This is a genomic window from Burkholderia sp. GW821-FHT14F03, from assembly GCF_058803765.1.
The window spans coordinates 65,817-86,511 of the sequence record NZ_JBXAPG010000005.1; the positions used below are offsets into that span (position 1 = coordinate 65,817).

At 67.6% G+C, this 20,695-nt stretch carries 22 protein-coding genes; 13 read left to right on the forward strand and 9 right to left on the reverse strand.

Annotation, left to right across the window (positions count from 1 at the left end):
* The first annotated feature begins 304 nt into the window (after positions 1 to 304).
* Entirely contained in the window at positions 305 to 1,090 is a 786-nt protein-coding gene (locus AC1RQF_RS05225; protein ID WP_492871465.1) for a hypothetical protein, read from the forward strand.
* Between the two features lie 29 nt (positions 1,091 to 1,119).
* Here AC1RQF_RS05225 and AC1RQF_RS05230 read toward each other — a convergent pair whose 3' ends face one another.
* Positions 1,120 to 1,965 (reverse strand): aldo/keto reductase, encoded by an 846-nt coding sequence (locus tag AC1RQF_RS05230; RefSeq protein WP_492871466.1) that lies wholly within the window; start codon positions 1,963 to 1,965, stop codon positions 1,120 to 1,122.
* A 168-nt stretch (positions 1,966 to 2,133) separates the two neighbouring features.
* On the opposite strand from AC1RQF_RS05230, the gene AC1RQF_RS05235 reads away from it, so the two are divergent.
* Positions 2,134 to 2,880 (forward strand): GntR family transcriptional regulator, encoded by a 747-nt coding sequence (locus AC1RQF_RS05235; RefSeq protein WP_273998805.1) that lies wholly within the window; start codon positions 2,134 to 2,136, stop codon positions 2,878 to 2,880.
* A 130-nt stretch (positions 2,881 to 3,010) separates the two neighbouring features.
* Positions 3,011 to 4,240 (forward strand): citrate synthase family protein, encoded by a 1,230-nt coding sequence (locus AC1RQF_RS05240; RefSeq protein WP_273998806.1) that lies wholly within the window; start codon positions 3,011 to 3,013, stop codon positions 4,238 to 4,240.
* On the opposite strand, the gene AC1RQF_RS05245 is transcribed toward AC1RQF_RS05240, so the two are convergent.
* Complete coding sequence (locus AC1RQF_RS05245; protein ID WP_273998807.1) at positions 4,213 to 4,527, reverse strand: DUF2917 domain-containing protein; 315 nt, start codon at positions 4,525 to 4,527, stop codon at positions 4,213 to 4,215. The genes AC1RQF_RS05240 and AC1RQF_RS05245 overlap by 28 nt on opposite strands.
* A 196-nt stretch (positions 4,528 to 4,723) precedes the next feature.
* On the opposite strand from AC1RQF_RS05245, the gene mdtD reads away from it, so the two are divergent.
* On the forward strand, positions 4,724 to 6,157 hold the full coding sequence (gene mdtD / locus AC1RQF_RS05250; RefSeq protein ID WP_492871467.1) for a multidrug transporter subunit MdtD: 1,434 nt from the start codon (positions 4,724 to 4,726) through the stop codon (positions 6,155 to 6,157).
* 158 nt (positions 6,158 to 6,315) lie between these two features.
* Positions 6,316 to 7,590: an EAL domain-containing protein gene (locus tag AC1RQF_RS05255; RefSeq protein WP_492871468.1), complete on the forward strand. Its 1,275-nt coding sequence runs from the start codon at positions 6,316 to 6,318 to the stop codon at positions 7,588 to 7,590.
* 6 nt (positions 7,591 to 7,596) lie between these two features.
* On the opposite strand, the gene AC1RQF_RS05260 is transcribed toward AC1RQF_RS05255, so the two are convergent.
* The 3 genes from AC1RQF_RS05260 to AC1RQF_RS05270 form a co-directional block, all read right to left on the reverse strand.
* A complete protein-coding gene (locus AC1RQF_RS05260; RefSeq protein WP_273998812.1) occupies positions 7,597 to 8,190 on the reverse strand; it encodes a class I SAM-dependent methyltransferase in 594 nt (197 codons plus the stop codon).
* Positions 8,191 to 8,254: 64 nt separating this feature from the next.
* Positions 8,255 to 9,295, reverse strand: a complete 1,041-nt coding sequence (locus AC1RQF_RS05265) for a 2-dehydropantoate 2-reductase (protein ID WP_492871469.1) — start codon at positions 9,293 to 9,295, stop codon at positions 8,255 to 8,257.
* A 3-nt stretch (positions 9,296 to 9,298) separates the two neighbouring features.
* The gene (locus AC1RQF_RS05270) at positions 9,299 to 9,826 is read right to left on the reverse strand and encodes an Mpo1 family 2-hydroxy fatty acid dioxygenase (protein WP_492871470.1); all 528 of its coding nucleotides are present in this window, start codon (positions 9,824 to 9,826) and stop codon (positions 9,299 to 9,301) included.
* 87 nt (positions 9,827 to 9,913) lie between these two features.
* Between AC1RQF_RS05270 and AC1RQF_RS05275 the strand changes: the two genes are divergently transcribed.
* Both AC1RQF_RS05275 and AC1RQF_RS05280 read left to right on the forward strand, forming a co-directional pair.
* Positions 9,914 to 10,618, forward strand: coding sequence for a Crp/Fnr family transcriptional regulator (locus AC1RQF_RS05275; protein WP_492871471.1), 705 nt, complete (start codon positions 9,914 to 9,916; stop codon positions 10,616 to 10,618).
* Positions 10,619 to 10,907: 289 nt separating this feature from the next.
* Positions 10,908 to 11,423: a GNAT family N-acetyltransferase gene (locus tag AC1RQF_RS05280; RefSeq protein WP_273998817.1), complete on the forward strand. Its 516-nt coding sequence runs from the start codon at positions 10,908 to 10,910 to the stop codon at positions 11,421 to 11,423.
* A 43-nt stretch (positions 11,424 to 11,466) separates the two neighbouring features.
* On the opposite strand, the gene AC1RQF_RS05285 is transcribed toward AC1RQF_RS05280, so the two are convergent.
* The 4 genes from AC1RQF_RS05285 to AC1RQF_RS05300 form a co-directional block, all read right to left on the reverse strand.
* On the reverse strand, positions 11,467 to 11,667 hold the full coding sequence (locus tag AC1RQF_RS05285) for a hypothetical protein (RefSeq protein WP_273998818.1): 201 nt from the start codon (positions 11,665 to 11,667) through the stop codon (positions 11,467 to 11,469).
* Positions 11,668 to 12,423: 756 nt separating this feature from the next.
* On the reverse strand, positions 12,424 to 13,398 hold the full coding sequence (locus AC1RQF_RS05290; RefSeq protein ID WP_492871472.1) for a hypothetical protein: 975 nt from the start codon (positions 13,396 to 13,398) through the stop codon (positions 12,424 to 12,426).
* 13 nt (positions 13,399 to 13,411) lie between these two features.
* Positions 13,412 to 13,675, reverse strand: coding sequence for a c-type cytochrome (locus tag AC1RQF_RS05295; RefSeq protein WP_492871473.1), 264 nt, complete (start codon positions 13,673 to 13,675; stop codon positions 13,412 to 13,414).
* A complete protein-coding gene (locus tag AC1RQF_RS05300) occupies positions 13,656 to 14,543 on the reverse strand; it encodes a hypothetical protein (RefSeq protein ID WP_492871524.1) in 888 nt (295 codons plus the stop codon). The genes AC1RQF_RS05295 and AC1RQF_RS05300 overlap by 20 nt, the downstream gene beginning before the upstream one ends.
* 908 nt (positions 14,544 to 15,451) lie before the next feature.
* Between AC1RQF_RS05300 and AC1RQF_RS05305 the strand changes: the two genes are divergently transcribed.
* The 6 genes from AC1RQF_RS05305 to AC1RQF_RS05330 all read left to right on the forward strand — a co-directional run bounded on the left by AC1RQF_RS05305 (position 15,452) and on the right by AC1RQF_RS05330 (position 20,611).
* Entirely contained in the window at positions 15,452 to 16,741 is a 1,290-nt protein-coding gene (locus AC1RQF_RS05305) for a cation:proton antiporter (protein ID WP_273998826.1), read from the forward strand.
* Between the two features lie 149 nt (positions 16,742 to 16,890).
* Complete coding sequence (locus tag AC1RQF_RS05310; protein ID WP_492871474.1) at positions 16,891 to 18,171, forward strand: Nramp family divalent metal transporter; 1,281 nt, start codon at positions 16,891 to 16,893, stop codon at positions 18,169 to 18,171.
* Between the two features lie 324 nt (positions 18,172 to 18,495).
* Complete coding sequence (locus tag AC1RQF_RS05315) at positions 18,496 to 19,305, forward strand: PRC-barrel domain-containing protein (RefSeq protein WP_492871475.1); 810 nt, start codon at positions 18,496 to 18,498, stop codon at positions 19,303 to 19,305.
* An 89-nt stretch (positions 19,306 to 19,394) separates the two neighbouring features.
* On the forward strand, positions 19,395 to 19,646 hold the full coding sequence (locus AC1RQF_RS05320) for a hypothetical protein (RefSeq protein WP_273995019.1): 252 nt from the start codon (positions 19,395 to 19,397) through the stop codon (positions 19,644 to 19,646).
* 82 nt (positions 19,647 to 19,728) lie between these two features.
* The gene (locus tag AC1RQF_RS05325; RefSeq protein ID WP_273995017.1) at positions 19,729 to 19,866 is read left to right on the forward strand and encodes a hypothetical protein; all 138 of its coding nucleotides are present in this window, start codon (positions 19,729 to 19,731) and stop codon (positions 19,864 to 19,866) included.
* A gap of 157 nt (positions 19,867 to 20,023) precedes the next feature.
* Positions 20,024 to 20,611, forward strand: a complete 588-nt coding sequence (locus tag AC1RQF_RS05330; RefSeq protein ID WP_273998828.1) for a BPSL1445 family SYLF domain-containing lipoprotein — start codon at positions 20,024 to 20,026, stop codon at positions 20,609 to 20,611.
* The last annotated feature ends 84 nt before the right edge of the window (positions 20,612 to 20,695 follow it).

Below are 20,695 nucleotides of genomic sequence, written 5' to 3' on the forward strand. Positions count from 1 at the left end.
ACCGGCTGCTTGAGCCCGTTTCACTTCTGATACACCTTTCGTCGTTTGACCGGCCGCGCGCGCCGGGCGGACGTGCGCGGCCCATACGGCGCGCGGCTGCGCGGCCGATGGCACGTTTATCGCTCGCATCACGGCATGCGCCGGGCGAGAGGCCCGTGCGGCGCTATCCCTGACAAGCCCGGCAGATCCGGCTCAAGGGTCGCTGCGATCAGCAGGACCTGGACCGACACGACGATACGGACTCCACACATAGCGCAACGGTGAAGCACCGCGGTGACGGGGGATCGCGCGCTTCGGGAGGCCGATGATCATGGACATCTACAGACGGAAACGCGACAACGCCGCCACGCGACGGCCACGCGCCCTGCTCGCACTCGGTGCGCTCGGCGCGCTGGCCTGCTGCGCGGCGGTGCCGGTATTCGCGCAGTCAGCGAACGACGTGATCCCGGCCTGGTTCATCGCACTTCAGCAGATCGCGCAGCCGGAACTGGCCGCGCCGATCCAGGTTGCTCAGAACTCCGATGCAAGTCCGTCGACGCCCGAGCAGGATGCGCAGACGCTGTTCACGCCGCACAACTGCTCCGGCGATCCCATCTCGTGCCGGGGCCAGGGCCGGGGCGCGGGCGGCGGCGGCGGCGGGGGTAACGGCGGCAGCAGCGGCAGCGGCGGCGGACACGGTTCGAGCGGCAGTTCCAGCGGCGGCGCCGTTGGCGCGCAAGGCGGCCTGGGCGGCAGCAGCGGCGGCGGGCGCGGCGGCAGTTCATCCGGAGGCGGATCGTCGAGCGCGGGGTCTTCCAGCGGCAGCTCCTCGGGTGGCAGCACGTCCGGCAGCGGTTCCTCCAGCGGCGGCTCCACGAGCGGCAGTTCCTCGAGCGGCACGTCCAGTTGCGGCTGCGGCAGCCACGGCGCCGGGCCGAGCGGCGCGGCCGGTCACGGACTCGGCGGTCCGGGCGCCGTGGGCGCGGTCGGCGGCATAGGCGGCCTGGGCGCCGGCGGACGCGGCGCGGGCGGCATGGGACCGGGCGGACGCGGCGGCGGCATGGGCCCCGGCGGACGCGGCGGCGGCGGGAACGGCAACGGCAATCACTGAAGCGCGGCCGCGCGCCCCAGGCGGTGACGCTACAGCATCTCCAGCGGCCGCTTGCGGCGCGGCGCGGCAAACTGCGCGTCGAGCCGCGCCAGCTCGTCGTCGCTGAACGCGAAGGCGAGCGCCGCGTGATTGTCGCGCACGTGCTCGAGGCGCGCCGCCTTCGGAATCGCGAATACGCCGGGCCGTCGCAGAACCCAGGCGAGCGCGACCCGCATCGCCGACACCCCACGCTCGCGCGCGATCTCGGCAAGCACCGAGTGCGCTGGCAGACGCGCGTGGTCGACCGGGCTGTAGGCCATCGCCGGCATGCGCCGCTGGGCGAGCCAGGGCAGCAGGTCGAACTCCGGGCCGCGGCGCGCCACGTTGTAGAGAATCTGGTTCGTCGCGCATGCGCCGCCGCCCGCCTCGGCGACCAGCTCGCGCATGTCGTCGGTATCGAAGTTGCTCACGCCCCAGTGGCGGATCTTGCCCGCCGCGCGCAGCGCCTCGAAGCCCGCGACCGTTTCCGCGAGCGGCACCGTCCCGCGCCAGTGCAGCAGATACAGATCGATGCGGTCGGTCCGCAGACGCGCGAGGCTCGCCTCGCACGCGGCGACCACGCTCCGACGGCCGGCATGATGCGGATAGACCTTGCTGACCAGGAACACGTCGTCGCGCAGGCCCGCGAGCGCGGTGCCGAGGAACGTTTCGGTCGCGCCGTCGCCGTACATCTCGGCGGTGTCGATCACGGACATGCCGAGCGCCACGCCTGCGCGCAGCGCGGCCGTTTCGTCCGCGCGCCGCGCCGGGCGCTCGCCCATTTCCCAGGTGCCCTGGCCCAGTCTCGGAATGTGTTCGCCGTCGGGCAACGCCACCGTGCCGATTTCATCCGTCATTCGCCGTCCCCTCGCCTGTCCTGCGCACCACGCGCCGCCCGCCAGTGTATCCGGCCGCACACAGATCGCACAACCACGGCCCGCGCGGCGCATCCCGCCACAAAATACCGGATACGTCCGGCTCGTACGATGACTTAAAATGACAATACTGTTTCAGACGCCCATTCCATGAAGCCATCGAAGGAAGACCGCTGGTCCGACCTGCGGCCCGACCCGGACAACGATACGCCGCTCTACCTGCAGCTCGCCCGCAAGCTCGGCGACGCGATCCACGACAACCGCTGGGCGGCCGGCGAGGCGCTGCCCTCGGAGCGGCTGTTGTCGGAAGCGCTGGGCGTCTCGCGCATCACCGCGCGCAAGGCCATCGCGCTGCTGGTCGAGCAAGGCCTGATCCGCCGCACCCAGGGCGCCGGCAACTTCATCCAGCCGCGCTACGAGGATCCGCTGTCGCGGCTGTCGAGCTTCAGCGAGATGCTCAAGCGGCGCGGCTTCACGCCGGGCTCGCAATGGCTCGCACGCGATATCCAGCCGGCCAACCGCGACGAGGTGATCCAGCTCGGCTTGTCGCCCGCCGCCTCGGTGACGCGGCTCAAGCGGCTGCGGCTCGCCGACGACATCGTGATGGCCGTCGAGAACTCGACCTTTCCCGCCACCATCATTCCCGACCCGCACGCGATCACCGATTCGCTGTACAGCTATCTGGAACAGCGCGGCACGCCGATCGTGCGCGCGCTCCAGCATTTTCGGGCGGTCAACGCGAGCGAGGAGATCGCACGCCAGATGGGTATCGAGACGCACGACGCGCTGCTGCTGATCACGCGGATTGGTTACACCGCCGATCAGCGCGCCATCGAGCTGACCGACACCTACTGCCGCAACGACTACTACGATTTCGTCGTCGAGTTGCGCAAGTAAGGCGCGCAAGGCGCAAAACCACCGCACCCCGCCTAGAATGCGAGCCAGCCGCCGCCGCTCCCGATCCGCGTCACGGAGCGACGGCGTTCCGGGTGCCGACCGGGCGCCCCACGCCTCGCCAGGAGCCGCCATGTCCCGCCTGTCCGCGACCGAAGCCGCGCAACTGCTCGGCGTCAGCCTGCCGACCCTGTACGCCTACGTGAGCCGCGGTCTGCTGCAGTCGCTGCCCGACGGCGCGAACCGGCGGCACAGCTACGACGGCGCGGAAGTCCGTCTGCTCGCGCGCCGCCGCGCCGACGCGAAACGCGCGGGCAAGGTCGCGGAACGCTCGCTCGCCTGGGGCGTCCCGGTGCTCGAATCGCGCATCACGCAGATCGCCGACGGCGCGCTGCGCTATCGCGGCCACGACGCGCTCGCGCTCGCGACGACCGCGACGCTCGAGGAGGTCGCCGCGCTGTTGTGGGACTGCGCGCCGGAGCGCATCGCGCGCGCCGCCGCGCCCGATGCGGCCGCGGATCCACCCTGGGCGGAATGGATGCACCGCTGGCGCGCGCTGGCGCCGCTCGAACGGGCGCTGGTGCTGCTGCCCGCCGCCGCCGCGACCCTGCCGCACGCGCCCGCGCAACACGCCGAGGGCCGGCTCGATACCGCGTGCGCGCTGATGCGCACGACCGCCGCCGCGCTCGCGGGCGCGACGCCGTCGCGCGCGCCGATCCATCTTCAGCTGGCCGAAGCCTGGGACGTGCGCGACCCGCACGGCGTCGATCTGCTGCGCATGGCGCTCGTGCTGTGCGCGGATCACGAACTCAATCCGTCGACCTTCGCCGTGCGCTGCATCGCCTCGACCGGCGCGCATCTGTACGGCGCGATCGCGGGCGGCCTGGCCGCGCTCGCGGGACCGCGACACGGCGGCGAGACGCGCCGGGTCACCGTCCTGCTCGACGAGGCGGCGCGCGCCGACGATCCCGATCGCTATCTGGCCGAGCGGCTCGCGCACGACGAACGCACGACGGGCGGCCGCACGCTGCTGGCCGGCTTCGACCATCCGCTGTATCCGCAAGGCGACCCGCGCGCGGCCCACCTCACCGACGCCCTGCGCGCGCACTTCGACGCGCATGCGCCGCTGCGCGACGCGCTGGCGCTCGCCGCCTCGGTCGAAACCGCCACGACGCTGCGGCCGACCATCGATTTCGCGCTCGCGCTGATCGAGCGCACGCTGGCGCTGCCGCCCGACGCGGCCTTCGTGTTGTTCGCGGCGGGCCGGGTGGTCGGCTGGATCGCGCACGCGATCGAGCAGCAGACCGATGGCGGGCTGATCCGCCCGCGGGCGCGCTATATCGGCGCCGACGCGGCGACCTGAACCGCGCGCCGCCCGCGCCGCGCCCATCCGTCGTACGGCGGCCGCGCGGACGCTGCCACGACGCTTTCGAACTGGACCCGCGCGCCGATCCTGCCGACGCCGATCCAGACCGGGGTGCGCGTCGGCAGGTCGAAAGACTGCCCGGCCGCGAGCCAGTGGTCGTCCAGGCGGCCCTCGATCGTCAGCCACACCTCGCCCGTCGCGACGACGAGCCGCGCCGGATGCCGCGCGCGCCATCGCGTGGCCGGCTCGCCGGGCTCGAACGCATAGGTACGAATCTCACGCATGGGGCCTCCTGGGCAAAAGCGGCGGGAATAGCGGTCAGCGTCCATTATCAAAACGATGGCACGACACTGCCCATGCACACTTCCTGACACTTTCCCCCAAACTGTACTGGCAACTGGCCAGACACAGCCGAGCCGCCTGCGTATCGCGGGCGCTTTCCCTACAATGTCGGCTGCTTCCGCGCCCCACCCGACACCCATGCCATCGCCCGCCTCCCCCGCCCCCAGCGAAAAATCGCTCACCGTGATGCTGTGGCTCGTCGCCACCGGCTTCTTCATGCAGACCCTCGACGCGACGATCGTCAACACCGCGTTGCCGTCGATGGCGGCCAGCCTCGGGGAATCGCCGCTGCGCATGCAGTCGGTGGTGGTCGCGTACTCGCTGACGATGGCGGTGATGATCCCGGTGTCGGGCTGGCTCGCAGACCGGCTCGGCACCCGCCGGGTGTTTTTCAGCGCGATCCTGGTTTTCGCGCTCGGCTCGCTGCTGTGCGCGAACGCCCACACGCTGCCGCAACTGGTCGCGTTCCGCGTGATCCAGGGCATCGGCGGCGCGATGCTGCTGCCCGTCGGCCGGCTCGCGGTGCTGCGCACGTTCCCGGCCGAGCGCTACCTGCCCGCGCTGTCGTTCGTCGCGATTCCCGGCATGATCGGCCCGCTGATCGGGCCGACGCTCGGCGGCTGGCTCGTCAAGGTCGCGTCGTGGCACTGGATCTTCCTGATCAACGTGCCGGTCGGCGTGGCCGGCTGCATCGCCACCTACTATTCGATGACCGACTCGCGCAATCCGGCCGCCGGCCGCTTCGATCTCAAGGGCTACCTGCTGCTGACGATCGGCATGGTCGCGCTCTCGCTGTCGCTCGACGGCCTCGCCGATCTCGGCATGCAGCACGCGGCCGTGCTCGTGCTGCTGATCCTGAGCCTCGCCTGCTTCGTCGCATACGGCCTCTACGCGGTGCGCGCGCCGCAGCCGATCTTCTCGCTCGACCTGTTCCGCATCCACACCTTCAGCGTCGGCCTGCTCGGCAACCTGTTCGCGCGGATCGGCAGCGGCGCGATGCCCTACCTGATCCCGCTGCTGCTGCAGGTGAGCCTCGGCTACAGCGCGTTCGACGCGGGGCTGATGATGCTGCCCGTCGCCGCGGCCGGGATGTTCTCGAAGCGCATCATCACGCGGCTCATCACCCGCCACGGCTACCGCAAGGTGCTGCTCGCGAACACCGTGATGGTCGGCCTGATGATGGCGAGCTTCGCGCTGATCGGCGACACGACGCCGCTGTGGCTCAAGGTCGCGCAGCTCGCGCTGTTCGGCGGCTTCAACTCGATGCAGTTCACGGCGATGAACACGCTGACGCTGAAGGACCTCGGCACGGGCGGCGCGAGCAGCGGCAACAGCCTGTTCTCGCTCGTGCAGATGCTGTCGATGAGCCTCGGTGTGACGGTCGCGGGCGCGCTGCTCGCGACCTTCACCGGGATGATCCGGCCGGCCGCGCCGAACCACGCGCTGCCCGCGTTCCACGCTACCTTCCTGTGCGTCGGCCTGATCACGGCCGCCTCGGCGTGGATCTTCGCCCAGCTCGCGCCCGATATCCGCGGCGCGGCGCGCAAGACCGACCCGTCCGAGCGCACCTAGCGGAATCGCGCGCCGCCGTGGCGCGCCGCGCACCGGCACGGTGCAGGCCACGCATGCAGGCGGGGCGGCGGGTTCCCGCCGCCCCCGGCTTTTTTGCGCATGAATCTTGCTGGTCTATATTCTGTGGGTAAACTGACAGCCTCTCACCGGCCGACATCATGAGCATGATCGACATCGATCCCCCTGGCTTTCAGCCCCCGCGCCCGGTCGCGGGCGACGACGGCAACCGGCGCACCGTGCTGTACGGCGACTACACCGTGTTCAGCGTGTTCCAGCCGGTCTTCTCGGTGTCGCACCGCCGTGCGATCGGCTATCACGCGTCGCTGCGCGCGCAGGACGCCGACGAACGCCAGGTGCCGTCTCACGAGGTATTCACGCAGGCCGCGCGGCGCGGCGACCTGCTCGAACTCGGCAGGCTCGCCGAATCGCTGCATCTCGGCAACTTCCACGCGTTCGACAGCCACGACGAATGGCTCTTCCTGAGCCTGCATCCGGCCGCGTTGATGGACACCGTGTACGGCGACGCCGTGCTGGCGAACCTCAAGGCGCTCGGCCTGCCGCCGCAGCGCGTCGTGCTGGAAGTGCCCGAACAGGCGGGCGGCGAGACGCCGCGCTTCGCGGCGATCGTCGACGGCCTGCGCAAGGCCGGCTTCCTGATCGCGCTCGGCGGCTTCGGCGCGAAGCATTCGAACATCGACCGCGTGTGGCACCTGCATCCCGACATCGTCACGCTCGACCGCGGCATCCTCGCGCAGGCAAGCGAACACTCCCACCTCGAACGCGTGCTGCCCGGGCTCGTGTCGCTGCTGCACGAATCCGGCCAGCTGGTGCTGATGGGGGGTCTGAGCACCGAGCGCGAGGCGCTGATCGCGCTCGAATGCGACGTCGATTTCGTGCAGGGCACGTATTTCGCCGGGCCGAGCGTCGATCCGGTCCAACCGCAGGCCGCGGCCGGCTCGATGGATACGCTGTCGGCCGCGCTGCGGCTGCGCGTCGCCGAGCGCGAGCGCACCCAGGCGGCGCGGCTCGCGCCCTACGTCACGGCGCTCGCTCAGGCGAGCGCGCTGCTGCGCGAGGGCCAGGACGTCGCGCACGCGGCCGTTGCGCTGCTCGCGCTGCCCGAAACGGCGCGCTGCTTCCTGCTCGACTCGTCGGGCCGCCAGATCGGCGACAACGTGCTGCCGCGCGGCCATGTCTCGCAGCGCGCGAAGCGCTTCCGGCCGTTGCTGCATTCCGAGGGCGCGAGTTGGGAGCGGCGGCCGTACTTCATCCAGGCGATGCGGGTGCCCGGCCGCGTACACCTGACGCCGCCCTACCTGTCGATCAACGAAGCCCACCTGTGCGTGACCGCCTCGATCGCGACGGCCACCGCCCAGGGCATGCTCGTGATGTGCGTCGACATCAACTGGGAAGCCACCGCGGATCGCGTCTGACGCGCGTCAGGCCGCGCGGCGCGCGATCAGCCGGTGCACGCGCCGGCCCGACGACGCGCTTTGCGCCGCCGCGTCGAACAGCACCGTCATCCCGTCGCCGAGCGCGGCGCGCACCTGCTGCGCGTCGAACGCCGCGTACAGCCGGCCGCGCGCATCGCGCAGCGATTCGCCCTCGGTCACGCGCCAGCTCAGGTACAGCACGCCGCCCGGCAGCAGCAGCTCGACGAGCCGCGCCACCGCCGCGTCGATCTCCTCCGCCGCGAGATGCATGATCACGGTCTCGCACAAAACGTTGCGAAACGCGCGCGACGGCACCCCGGACAAGGCCGGCAGCAAGGCCTGCTCGAAACGCAGGCGCGGATGCGCGCGACGCGCGGCCGCCACGAGCGCCGCGCTGCCGTCGTAGCCGATCGCCTCGAAGCCGCGCGCGGCGAGCCAGCCCGTGTCGCGCCCCGCGCCGCAACCGACGTCCGCCGTCGGGCCGGGCGTGAAATAGCGCTCGAGCAGCCTGTACATGTCGTCGGGCGGCGGCTGGTCGGCCCATTCGCGCGCGTAGTCGTCGGCGAACTGATCGTATGCGTGCAGCGTGGTGGAATCCATCCGGGCCCCTGGTCGGCGTGGTGATCGGAATAGGCACCCCGACATCGTATCCCGTCGCCGCGGTTCAGGCGGGCCGCCGCGCCTCGCCGGCCGCGCGCAGCGCGTCGAGCAGCTCGGCGCCGCGCCAGGCGGGCCGCGTCCGGGCGGCCTCCGCCGCGTGCACGAGCGCGCACAGGCGCTGATTGACCGGGGCCGCGCAGCCGGCCTCGCGCGCGAGCCGCACGATTTCTCCATTGATCCATTCGACCTCGGTCGGCCGGCCGGCGGCCAGATCGTCGGCCATCGACGAACGGGCCAGTGGATCGATCGCGAGCATCCGGCCGGCAAGCCGCGTAAACAGCGCATCGGGCGACGCCAGCAGCGCCGGCAGCCAGGCGGCCGGCAGCGGCGTGAGACGCGCGGGGCGCATGCGCAGCCGCGCGAACACGTCGAGCGCCTCGCGCTGCGCGAGCGCGAGACAGCGCCGGTAGCTGCGCTGCGCAAGCTCGTCCCGCAGCGGCAAATCGGCGAGCGCATTGATCGCGTTGTTGAGATTGAACAGCAGCTTCGCCCACTGCACCGGGCGCAGGTCCGCCCGCGTGCGAAGCGGCAGGCCGGCGCGCGCGAAGGCCGGCATGAAGCGCCGCAGCGCGGGCGCGGCGGCCACTTCGAGCGCGCCCGCCGATCCCTGGTGAAATGCGCCCGGCCCGCGCGCGACGACATTGAACGGCACCATGCCGGCCAGCACCGTGCGGCCGGACATCGCCGCCGCGAGCCGGTCGGCGTTGCCGAGCCCGTTCTGGAAGCTGATCACGACGGCGTCGCGCCGCAGCACCGGCGCGAGCGCGGCGGCCGCCTCGGGCGTGGCCGCCGACTTGACCGTCACGAGCACGAGCGCGGCGTCCGCGAGCGCGGCCGCCTCGGTCGCGAACCGGATCCGCTCGGGCGGCACGCGCGCCGAGCGGCCGCGATGATCGGACAGCGCGAGCCCCTGCTCACCCAGCGCGGCGCCGATCCGCGCACGGCCGACCAGCGTCACGTCGGCCCCGCCCGCGAGCAGCCGGCCGCCGAGATAGCAGCCGATCGCGCCGGCGCCGTAGACGCCGATGGGCGCCTCCGTCGCCACGCGTCAGGCGCGCGCGTCGTGCGCGCCGCCGTGCACCGGCCCTGCGCGCCGTTCGACTTCCGTCCGCACCTCGGGCCGCCAGCCGATGAAGAACACCACTTCCGCCACGACGAACAGCGGACCGACCATCAGGCCGACGAGATCGTCGACGAAGGCCGGCTTGCGCCCCTCGTAGTAATGCCCGACGAACTGGATGATCCAGCCGACGACGAACAGGCCCGCGCCCGCGCCGAGCCATACGCCGGTCGGCTGCGCGGCGAGCGCCTGGCCGGCCCACAGCGCGAGCGCGAGCAGCACGCTCATCGCCAGGCCGAAGCGCAGGTCGAGCCGCAGGTAGAAGCACGCGAACGCCGCCATCAGCAGCAAGGCGGGCGTGAGCGCGAACGGGCCCGCGAAGCCGAACAGCGGGCGCGACAACAGCACGCTGACCGCGACCACGATCATCGGAATGCCGGCCAGGTGGGTGACGATGTTGCGCGCGTCGCGATGATAGGCCGCGTACTGGGCCAGATGATCGACCAGGGTTTTCATGGCGTCTCTCTCCGTGGTTGCGTCCGTTGTTGAGCGCTATCATGCCTGTCCCGGCGCCCGCCCTCTGTCAACTACCCGACACCCGCCATGACGTCGCCGTTCGCCTCCCACCGGCCGCAGCTCGACGCCAGCCCCTGGTTCGTCGAGCTGCCCGCCGCACTGCGCGAACAGCTGCTCGCGCTGGCCGCGCCGCGCGCGCTCGAAGCGGGGCAGGCGCTGTTCCGCCGCGGCGATCCGCCCTGCGGCTTGTACGCGGTGCTGGCGGGCGGCCTGACGATCGGCGCGGTCGACGCGAGCGGCAAGGAAGCGCTGCTGACGATTGCCGAGCCGATCACCTGGCTCGGCGAGATCTCGCTGTTCGACGGGCTGCCGCGCACCCACGATGCGATCGCGACCGAACGCACCCTGCTGATGCACTTGCCGCAAGCCGAGCTGCGGGCGCTGCTGGAACGGGAGCCGCATTACTGGCGCCATTTTGCGCTCTTGATGGCGCAAAAGCTGCGCCTGTCGTTCATCACGGTGGAGGCGATGAGCCTGATGCCGGCCACGCGCCGGCTGGCGACCCGGTTGCTGCTGATCGCGGAGGGCTACGGCGGGATCAGCGTCGGCCATACGCGCATCGCGCTGTCGCAGGAACGGCTCGCGTCGCTGCTGTCGCTGACCCGGCAGACCACCAACCAGTTGCTGAAGGACCTCGCGGCGCGCGGCATCGTGCGGCTCCAGGTCGGCGCCGTCGAGATCCTCGATCTCGACGCGCTGCGCCGCGCGAGCCGCGACGACGGCGCGCGTTGACGGGTGCGCGGCCGGCGCGCAGCGTGGGCCCGCTACGCCGTCCGCGCTGGAGAAAACCTTCTAAACCACCCTGTCGCGGTGGCGAGAAAATCTTTCAAACATCCGTCAATCGATACGCCCCCCAGAGCGCCCGAAACAATCATTTTCACTGTTCATCGACCCACGTCCGTCTGCAAAGCCGGCCCGCGCCGAACCGACTAAGATGCCGCGCTTTGGCCGCCCCGCGCCGCTCGACGCGTCGCCCGCCCGCCGCCCGCTTTCCTTCATCGACAGACAGGACGCTCCCACCATGACCGAACCCCTTCCCGTTTCGATCGGCATCGCCACGCCCGACGACCTCGACGGCATTCTCGCGCTGCAGGCCGCCAACCAACCCGAACAGGGCGGCATGCTGTCGGTCAATTTCGCGCGCGACAAGCTCGTGCAGTTGATCGCCGACATGCCGTTCATCGTCGCGCGCCGAGGCGGCGACGTGACGGGTTTCCTGGTGACGGCTTCGCGCCGGACGTACGCGGACGTGCCGGTGATCCGCGCGATGTTCGGCGCCTATCCGGGCGCGGACGACGCCTATGTGTGCGGCCCGATCTGCGTTGCCGCCGACGAACGCGGCAGCGGCCTCGCGCGGCTGTTGCTGGACGAAGTGCAACAACGCCTTCCGGACCGGGAAGGCGTGTCGTTCATCCGTGATGACAATCAGGCCTCGATGCGGGCCAGCCTGCGGGCAGGATTTCGGGCGGTCGGGCATTTCACGCATCTCGACCGGCCGATGACGGTCGTGGTGACCGGCCCGCAACGAGCCGGCTGAACACGCGCGGGACTTCGATGCGCCGGCGCGCGAATCAATGCGATCAATGCGACTTCAGCGCGCCGACGCTTCGGTCGAGCGACTGCGTGTCGGTGGTCTGCTGCCACTCCTGCATCGCGCGTCGCCGCTGCAGCGGCGACATCACCATGAATTCGTTCATCTTCAACAAAAACTCGCGCTTGGATTTTTCCGGGAGCACGGCGAAGCACAGCAGCAGTGCCAGGATCCTCTTCGTATAGCGCATGCATTCTCCTGCTCTGGGTTGATTTTCACGTGGGACGAACGCAAACGCTCCGGACCCGCATCCAGACCGCGACGTCGGCCCACGGCCGATACAACGTTTGCGCGCACACGATCTGGCGTCTCGAACCGGTCGCGCGCCCGGCATCGCCAATGAAACGGTCTTGCATCGGGTCGGTCACGCGGCTCGGCCGACCCATCCGTTATCGGCATCATCATGCCAAACATAAATTAAAAATCCAACCAGGCGTTGATAGTACAAACCTCAAATTAAATAATTAATTTCTGGAACAAAAACTAAAAAATTACACACTCATTCGTTCACACCGGATCACCCCGGACGCCGCTCAACCCCGGCGGCAAAGGCCCACCCTGGGCTGCCGGCAATTTCATCTCCATGTCTTCCGTTCTATCGATTCATATTGGGAAACCTTGATTTGAATTAAGTTAGCCCTCGCCATTTCTTATTGATACGATCGAATCATGAAAAAATATACCCCTCAATTAATCTTGAAATAGACCTCGATATAATCGAGCCAGCCAGATCATCCCGGCACACGGATTGATCGCAAATGAACTTCCATCGGGCCACTCGTTCGTCATTGCGACGGCGACGCCTTCGGCCACCGGCACCGGACCGCGATCATGTCCCGCTGACGGCGCAAGCACCCCCTCCCGTGAAAACAGAATAGGCTGTCGATCCATCCCGGGCACAACCGCGTTCAGCAAGATCCACGCGGGTCCGGACCGGGCTCCGTGATTACAGCGCCGGCTGCGCAAGCGCTTGCGGTTGGCGCAACAATTGCCGGCCAAACAGAATCATCCACAACGACGGCAGGGCCACGACCAGCATCTCGATACCGTCTGCGAACAGGGTGAATTCCGGTAAAAATCCAGACAGAAAGAACCAGCCGACAAACAAGCCGATGGCCTGCAGCAGGATTGCCGCGCCCCACTCCGCCCGCTTCAACAGGTTTCCGACAGTCACGGCCCAAAAAACGAAAACCGTCCACCACAGTTCTCGTTGCGCCTCGTTCGCAACGGGGTTTCCCACGCTGTGGCGGCGGCTTTTTCCGCCGCGTCGCCCTGTATGTACGCCAGCGAGAGAGGTTGAATAGCGGCGAGCGGGATCACCGCGCCGCACATTCCGGCGGTCACGAAAAGCGCCACGGCCATTGCCGCCATATTGCCCAAAGCCCCTGCCTCGTCCTGTAAGGCGCGCCAGAGATAGCCGCCAATCACAAGGAACGGCAGATAGAACCCGAACACATCCGTGAGCATGGCCCATGCGAAACACACTGCGCGTCTCGTTCGACAAGGCCAGCATGGCGCCGCCGCGGAATACCATGCCGGTATCCCATCCCGTCACGATCCACAACAGCCCGAGCGTGACGTAAGCCAAGAGGCCGCCGCCGATGGCGCTCCAGGCCGTGAAGCGCAAGGTGTTGCGCGAGATCGCGTTCTTCATTTTCTGCTTCGAGACAAACAAGTCGTGATGCCGCCGGGATACCAGCGGATTGCATGTGTCATCCACCACGCCGGATCGGTTTTCCCGCTGCGGATCGAACGCGGTTCCGCCCGTTCCGCGACCGCGGCCGGACGGTTTCGCACCGCCGCACGGCCTCGCGACGCGCACCGATCCGGCCATCTCCCGCATGATGCACATCGTGCGATGCGTCTCGGTCGATGCCGTCGATTCGACCAAGGCGACCGCGCCGGCAACCGGCGCGCCCATGGAACGCCCGGCATCAACGCGGCTGCTTCAAGTAGCAGATCGTGGACGCACGTTCCGCGTCGTTCTTGATTCGGGTAAATGGCATCGTCGTTCCTGGCTTGTGGGCCGACAGCGCCTTGAGAAAGAGATCCCATTCTTTTTCACCCCATTTTTCCGGGGATTCCGCGAGCGCCTTGCTGGACGAAAAGGCGGGAAGCTTGCCGATCGGCCACCCGAACACGCCGAAGAGATTCGGACCGACGATCGTCCCCTTCGTCTTATCGATCGCGTGGCACAAAGCGCACTTTGTCTCGAAGACATGCTGCCCGGGATTCGGCGTACAGCCCTCCTCGACAAATGCATTGGCATGCATGACGCAAGCCGTTGCGAGCGAGACGGCAGCCATGGGGATGCGCCTCATTCATGCCCCGCTGGCCGGAATCAGGCGATCGATGCGCCTCGATAATCTGCTGCCCGGTGTTTGCCGAATGCCGTGCGATCGCACCGGGATCGGGACACGATCGCACCGGTAGGCGCCCGGTCGACATGCGGAGCGCCGAGTCGACAGCGCCGCCGCCGACAGGCATCGGCAGCGTCCGCGCCTCGCTTCGCCGACGCGCTGCCGCGACAGCCTGTCGCCCCGGTCGCCGGTTGATCGCGGCGCGCCGAAGCCGCGGTCCGGACGAAAAAAAGCCCATGACGTCGGTCAGGTCATCGATATACATGGCGAGGAAGTTGCACCGGTGTGTCGTTGCAGCATTCAGTGCCTTCGATAACGAGACGCGGCTTACCCCCGCGAGTCCCGCTTCGAGCATGCCGTTCGCCGCTGCGTCGATCCACCGTGTGATGTCTTCTCCTGCCGGGCCGCCGGTAGGCGGGTTGTATTTGATACCGCCGCTGTCCGGTGGATTGCGCGACGGCATCACCACAATTCCATTGGCGAATCCGGCACTGCGTCCGCGGTTGTACTTCAGGATCGCGCGCGAAACGGCCGGCGCCGGCGTGTATTCGCCCGGCGGCGCCAGCATGACCACGACACCATTGGCAGCCCGCACTTCAAGTACGCTTGCCTGCACCGGTTCGGCAAGTGCATGCGTGTCGATGCCGAGAAACAACGGACCGTCGATGCCGCGCAAACATCGATACCGGCAGATCGCCTGCGTGATCGCGAAGACATGTCACTCGTTGAAGCTGCGGGTCACGCAGAGCCCCGGTGGCCCGACGTGCCGAACGTCACACGCTGCGCCGGGACGGCCGGATCCGGCATATCGGTGTAGTACGCGGTCACGAGCCGGGGGGCGTCGACACAACGCATAGGGCGCGGGACGGCCCGCCAGTGGACTGACAGGCATCCTGCGGGGGGCGGGCGGCGTGTGCTTCATCATGCCTCCCGTGTGGATCACTGCCGGGTTCCCGATCGCGCGGCACAGCCGATGACTGCCCGCGTCTGCTCGACGGATTGCGAATATCGACATTCTCTACTCCCGAGCCCGCCGCGCGTCCAGGCGAAACGCGTTCCGGCATCGTTCGGCACGCCGGGCCCGCTCAATGTGCGGCCCGCTTGCTCATTCGACACTCGGGGTTGAGGATGATGGCGATGATGCGGACGAGATGCGCACGCGCCGAGGAAATCAGGCCGTCACATTCCTGAATCCATTCCAGTCGAATTCGCCAGAGCGCGGCATATGGCGTGATACGGGTAATGAGCCGCTCGAGAGCATCGTTCTCGCTCGATGTCCGAATGGGTCCTGGAAGCACTCCGTATGTCACGAGAGTCGCTAGGCAGCTTATGACGAAGCGCCGCACCGCTCTGCCCAGTACCGTACATTGAGCCGCATCTCCCCATCCGCCTCGGTCGCATGCGCGCGTAGCCGCGATGCATCGACCGGGCGCGGCCCTTGATCCGCCTTTGTCCGCCATCGGACAGACATCGGGCCTGCTCTCTGCAAACGTGATCCTGCGGGCACATCACCATCCGGCCACGCACGCGCGCGAACCAATGCCGCGTGTTGCATTTCGCAAAGAAAGCACGCGAAGCACGGCGAGTCCGCAGTCATCCAGCAGGGTACTCAACGTGGCCGAAACGATCGGATGCCTCATCTTTGGCGCTTTGCTCATTTTCATGGGGCTCATCGGCTCGTCGCTCAAGCGTCTGCCGTTGAGCGCGGCCATGGTTTATCTTGGGATCGGCTTTCTGATCGGGCCGTCCGGTATCGGCTTCCTGTCGATGACACTACCGGACGACGTCACGCATTTGCGCATCGCCGCCGAAATCGGCCTGCTGATCTCGCTGTTCGCCATTGGCCTGAGACTACGCGTCCCGCTCGTCGATCGGCGCTGGATGGTGCCGATTCGGTTGGGCTTTGTCGCGATGATCCTCACCGTCGCGTCGATCGCCGTTCTTGGCGTGGTCGCGCTCCATCTGAGTCCCGGCGTCGCGTTGCTGCTGGGCGCGATAATCGCGCCGACAGATCCCGTGCTGGCTCACGATGTCGGCGTGCGCGATGCCGGCGACGTCGAGGTCGTGCGCTTTTCGCTCTCCGCCGAAGGCGGAATCAACGACGGCACCGCTTATCCATGCGCGGCGCTCGGCCTGCTCCTGTGCCAAATCGGCGCGACATCGAACCTGCACTGGAGCATCGTCGTCGGCATCGCGTGGAGCATTGTCGCGGGCGTGACGACCGGCGGACTGATCGGCTCCGCGACTGCCCGGCTCGTCGCGTTCCTGCGCAGCCGTCACGGGCAGGCGCTCGGCCTCGAAGGCTTCTTCGCGCTCGGCGTGATCGCGCTGTCATACGGCGCGGCGCTCGCCATTCAAGGCTACGGGTTTCTGGCCGTGTTCGCCGCGGGCGTCGCGATGCGGCGCGTCGAGCATCGATCGAGCGGCCAGAAGACGTCGAAGGCGACGCTCGGCATCGTGGACAGCGAGGATGTCGAAGCCACTTCCACCGATCCCGACAAAGCCCACGCGTTCGTCGCGGAATCAGTGATGGGATTCACGATCGAACTGGAGCACATTGCAGAGGCCGTGCTGATCCTTCTGATCGGCGCCCTCGTCTCGCGGTATTGGGCCGACATGCTGACGTGGATCTGTACAGCCGTTGTCGCCACGCTGCTGTTCGTCATCCGGCCGGCCGCCAGCCGAGTAGCGTTGATCGGCTCGCGCGCATCGCACCGCCAGCGCCGCTTGATCGGTTGGTTCGGCATTCGGGGCGTGGGATCCCTGTATTACCTGATGCTGGCCCTCGAACAAGGGCCGCACGCGGAGCTGCTGCCGCTGGTTCCCTGGGTGCTGGCGATCATCGCGCTGTCGATCGTGCTGCACGGCATCTCGGCCACGCCGCTGATGCGGCGCTACGCGTGAGCGACGCGGCGGATGTCTCTTTCATGACCGGCAAGCCGTCCCGCGCCGCACTGTTCACCAGAGGATCGACTTGCAATCATCGCGTCGCTATCGTGCTTCGAAGGACGGGCGCGTGCCCGTGAGCCGATCCTTCTTCCCGGGGAACCGCCATGAAAAAGCACCCTATTGCACTGTCGAAAAACCAGTCTCTGTGGGAGAGTCTCGGGCCGGGCCTGATTACCGGCGCAGCCGACGATGATCCGAGCGGCATCGCAACCTATTCCCAGGTCGGCGCGGCGTTCGGATACGGAATGCTGTGGACGTCCATCGTCACATTCCCGCTGATGATCGGCATCCAGATGGTCAGCGCGCACATCGGTCGCGTCACCGGCGACGGGATAGCGGCCAACATCCGGAAACACTATCCACCCTGGCTGCTGTATGGGCTCGTCGCATTGCTGCTGGTCGCGAACACGATCAACATCGCCGCCGACATCGGCGCGATGGGCGCGGCGTTGAAGCTGCTGATCGGCGGTCCCGCGCACTGGTACGCGATCGCCTTCGGGTCGACCTCGCTGATACTGCAGGTATTCGTGCCGTTTCCCCGCTACGCCCCGATTCTGAAAGCGCTGACGCTCGCGCTCTTTGCCTATGTCGCAACGGCGTTCATCGTCAAGATCCCCTGGGAACACGTTCTGTATAAGACGCTCGTTCCGTCCGTCACGCTCGACGTTCATTACGCGATCGGCGTCGTCGCCGTATTCGGCACCACCATCAGCCCCTACCTGTTCTTCTGGCAAGCCTCGCAGGAAGTCGAAGAGCAGCGCGCGACGCCCGGGGAAGAGCCGCTTCGGCGCGCGCCGGAACAGGCGCGTCGCAGCTTGCGGCGCATCAGGATCGATACGTACGTCGGGATGGCGTTCTCCAATCTGATCGCCTTCTTCATCATCCTGACTGCGGCTACGACCCTGAACATGCACGGGATGACGCAAATCCAGACCTCATCCGACGCAGCGCAGGCGCTTCGCCCCCTGGCCGGAGAGTTCGCGTTCCTGCTGTTTTCCGCGGGCATCGTCGGGTGCGGGTTGCTCGCCGTTCCGGTTCTCGCGGGATCGGCCGCCTATGCCGTCGCCGAGGCGCTGCACTGGCGCATCGGACTCGGCCGTACGCTGCTGAAGGCGCGCGGCTTCTACATGATCCTCGCGATCGCGATCGTGTTGGGCGTCGCGCTCAATTTCACCTCGATCGATCCGATTCGCGCACTTTTCTGGAGCGCGGTCATCAACGGGGTCATCGCCGGTCCGGTGATGGTGGTGATCCTGCTGATGGCCTCCAGACGCGACGTCATGGGCGAGTTCGTGATCGCGCGCTGGCTAAGCGCCGTCGGCTGGCTCGCCACCGCGATAATGTTGATCGCCGTCGTCGTCATGATCGCGACATGGGGCATGTAGGCGACCCGCCGGCATGCTGCCGGGACGCGCGTTGCTTGCGTGGAGCCATGTCAGTGCAGATCGTCGGACTGCGCCGCGGTCGCCGGATCCCGCCGATCCGGCGCGCACTCTGTACGGTTTCGTACCGCATCGACGGTCCGTCGCCTGTACCGTATCAAGCATGCCGGACATCCGTGACGACACGACGCCAGACTGCACGCCGTTTGCCTGAACGAGACCGGTACGGCCCGCTCCGCATCGGCGGACACACGACTGGACGCCGCCGCACGGTACGTGGTTCAGCTGAATCAGCGATATGCCGCGCATCGATCAGAAGAGAACGTCATGCTACGAAGTTTCAAGGAATTGCAAGGCGGCGCGGTTCGCACGAAAGACGGCGATATCGGACACCTCAACCAGGCCTACTTCGACGTCGACGATTGGTGCATCCGCTACCTCGTCGTCAAAACGGGCGACCGGTCGCACGACAGGCAGGTCCTGATTTCTCCCTATTCCATCAAGCGCAACGGCGCCGGATCCAGCACGCTGCATATCGACCTGACGCGGCAGCAGGTGAAAGACAGCCCCGGTACAGACCCGCGCCAGCCGGTATCCCGTCTTCACGAGATCGAATCCCGGCATTACTACGGCCACCCGGCTTACTGGGATGGGCCCAATCTGTGGGGGGCGGGCGCCTACCCGGATTTCGATCCGGCCGGACCGTCGCAGGATCCCGAAACCGGCCACTCGCGCCCCACCCGCACGACACGGGCCGACGCGCTGACGGATACGCGTCTGCGCAGCACCGACGAGATCCGGGGCTATCGGCTCGAGGCCCCCGCCGGGCGCGTCGGCCGCGTATCCGATTTCATCTACGACAATGAAACATGGGTGATCCGCTATCTGGCGATCGACACGGGCAACCGGTGGCTGTCGAGCAAGACGGTGCTGATCGCCACTGACTGGCTCGACGAGGTGGACGGAAGCACGGAGACGGTGTCGACCGCGCTGACCCGCGACACGATCCGGCGGAGCCCGAAATACGATGACTCGCAAACCGTCTATCGAAGCGATGAAATCGCGCTGCATCTTTTCTACGGCAAGCAAGGCTATTGGTCGAACGGCGAACCGTCCAGAGCCCACGACACCCTCTGACGCCCGTGTGTCGCACTGCCCGGTCCCATGCGATCGTCACGCGGCCCAGCCGCCCGACACGTTCAGCCGGCCCTTGGAGGAGAAATTCCATGTCCACGTTCATGCCCGTCATCTCGGCCAGGCAGTTCATCGAGCTGGTCAATCAACGCCTGTCCTCGCATCACGTATTCAAATCCGGCATGCGTGTGTTTCTCGTGAGGCCTGCGTCTACGAACGACGATGTGACCGAGTTCGATTTTTTGCCGAGAACGCGTCGCGCGAGCGGCGTGGTCGTCTACATCGTCGACCAGGTGAAATCCCAATTCCTGGTCGAGCCCGACCTGAGGTTGACCGGCACCTGACCGACGACTGCAATCGGGCGCGCGATCTCGCCTTCCGCGCCGAAATCATGACCTGCGCGGTCCGCGCGCGAAAGGAACAGAGATGAAACACCGAATGCTGTTGCGACTGCTGGTCGCGTTGTCGCTGATCGCCAGCTTGGGCGCATGCTTGCTCGTCCCCGTCGGTGGAGACGACCATCACCACGACAACGGGTATCACGACGATCGCGGCCGCTATTAGCACGCCCATCCGCCCGCCCGCGAGTGGCCTTCGATGAGCCGGCGGGTGACACGCACGCGACGTATCGACGCCGCCACGCGATCTGTACGGTTTCGTACCGCCTAGCGCATCGCATGGGCGTAGCGTTGGAACTCCATCGAAGCCCCAGGAGGGCGTCATGCAGAGACGGACATTCCTATGGAGCACGTCCGGGGCCGTGCTCGCCCTCGGTCTCGGAACAGCCGGATGCACGACCACGACGACGTCCGACAGCCAGAACGGCCAGGCCGGCAAGCGTCACTCGATCGACGCCGGCGTCGATTCGACCTTGACACGCCTGTATGGCACGGCCAACGGCTCGCGCGAACTCGTTCACCGGGCGCGCGGCGTGCTGACGTTCCCGTCCGTCGTCGACGCCGGATTCATCGTCGGCGGTCAATATGGCGAGGGATCGCTGCGCGTCGACGGGAGGACCACCGGTTACTACAGCACGGTCACCGGCTCCATCGGCTTCCAGGCCGGCATGCAATCGCGGGCCATCGTGTTCCTGTTCATGACGGAGGAATCGCTCGCGCGCTTTCGCAGCGTAGACGGCTGGTCGGCAGGCGGAGATGCGTCGGTGGCGGTGCTGAAGGTCGGCGCGAACGGCGATATCGATACGAGCAGCGCAAGCAACCAGGTCGATGCGTTCGTATTGACCAACAGCGGGCTGATGGCCGGCGTATCGCTGCAGGGAACCAAGGTCACGCGACTCAAATCCCTCTAACCTCGGCGAGGCGGCTGCGCGGAGCGTTTTGCGCATGGCGCTTCGCCCCGGCGCAAGGTCCGACAGAACGCCACGGAGGCCCCG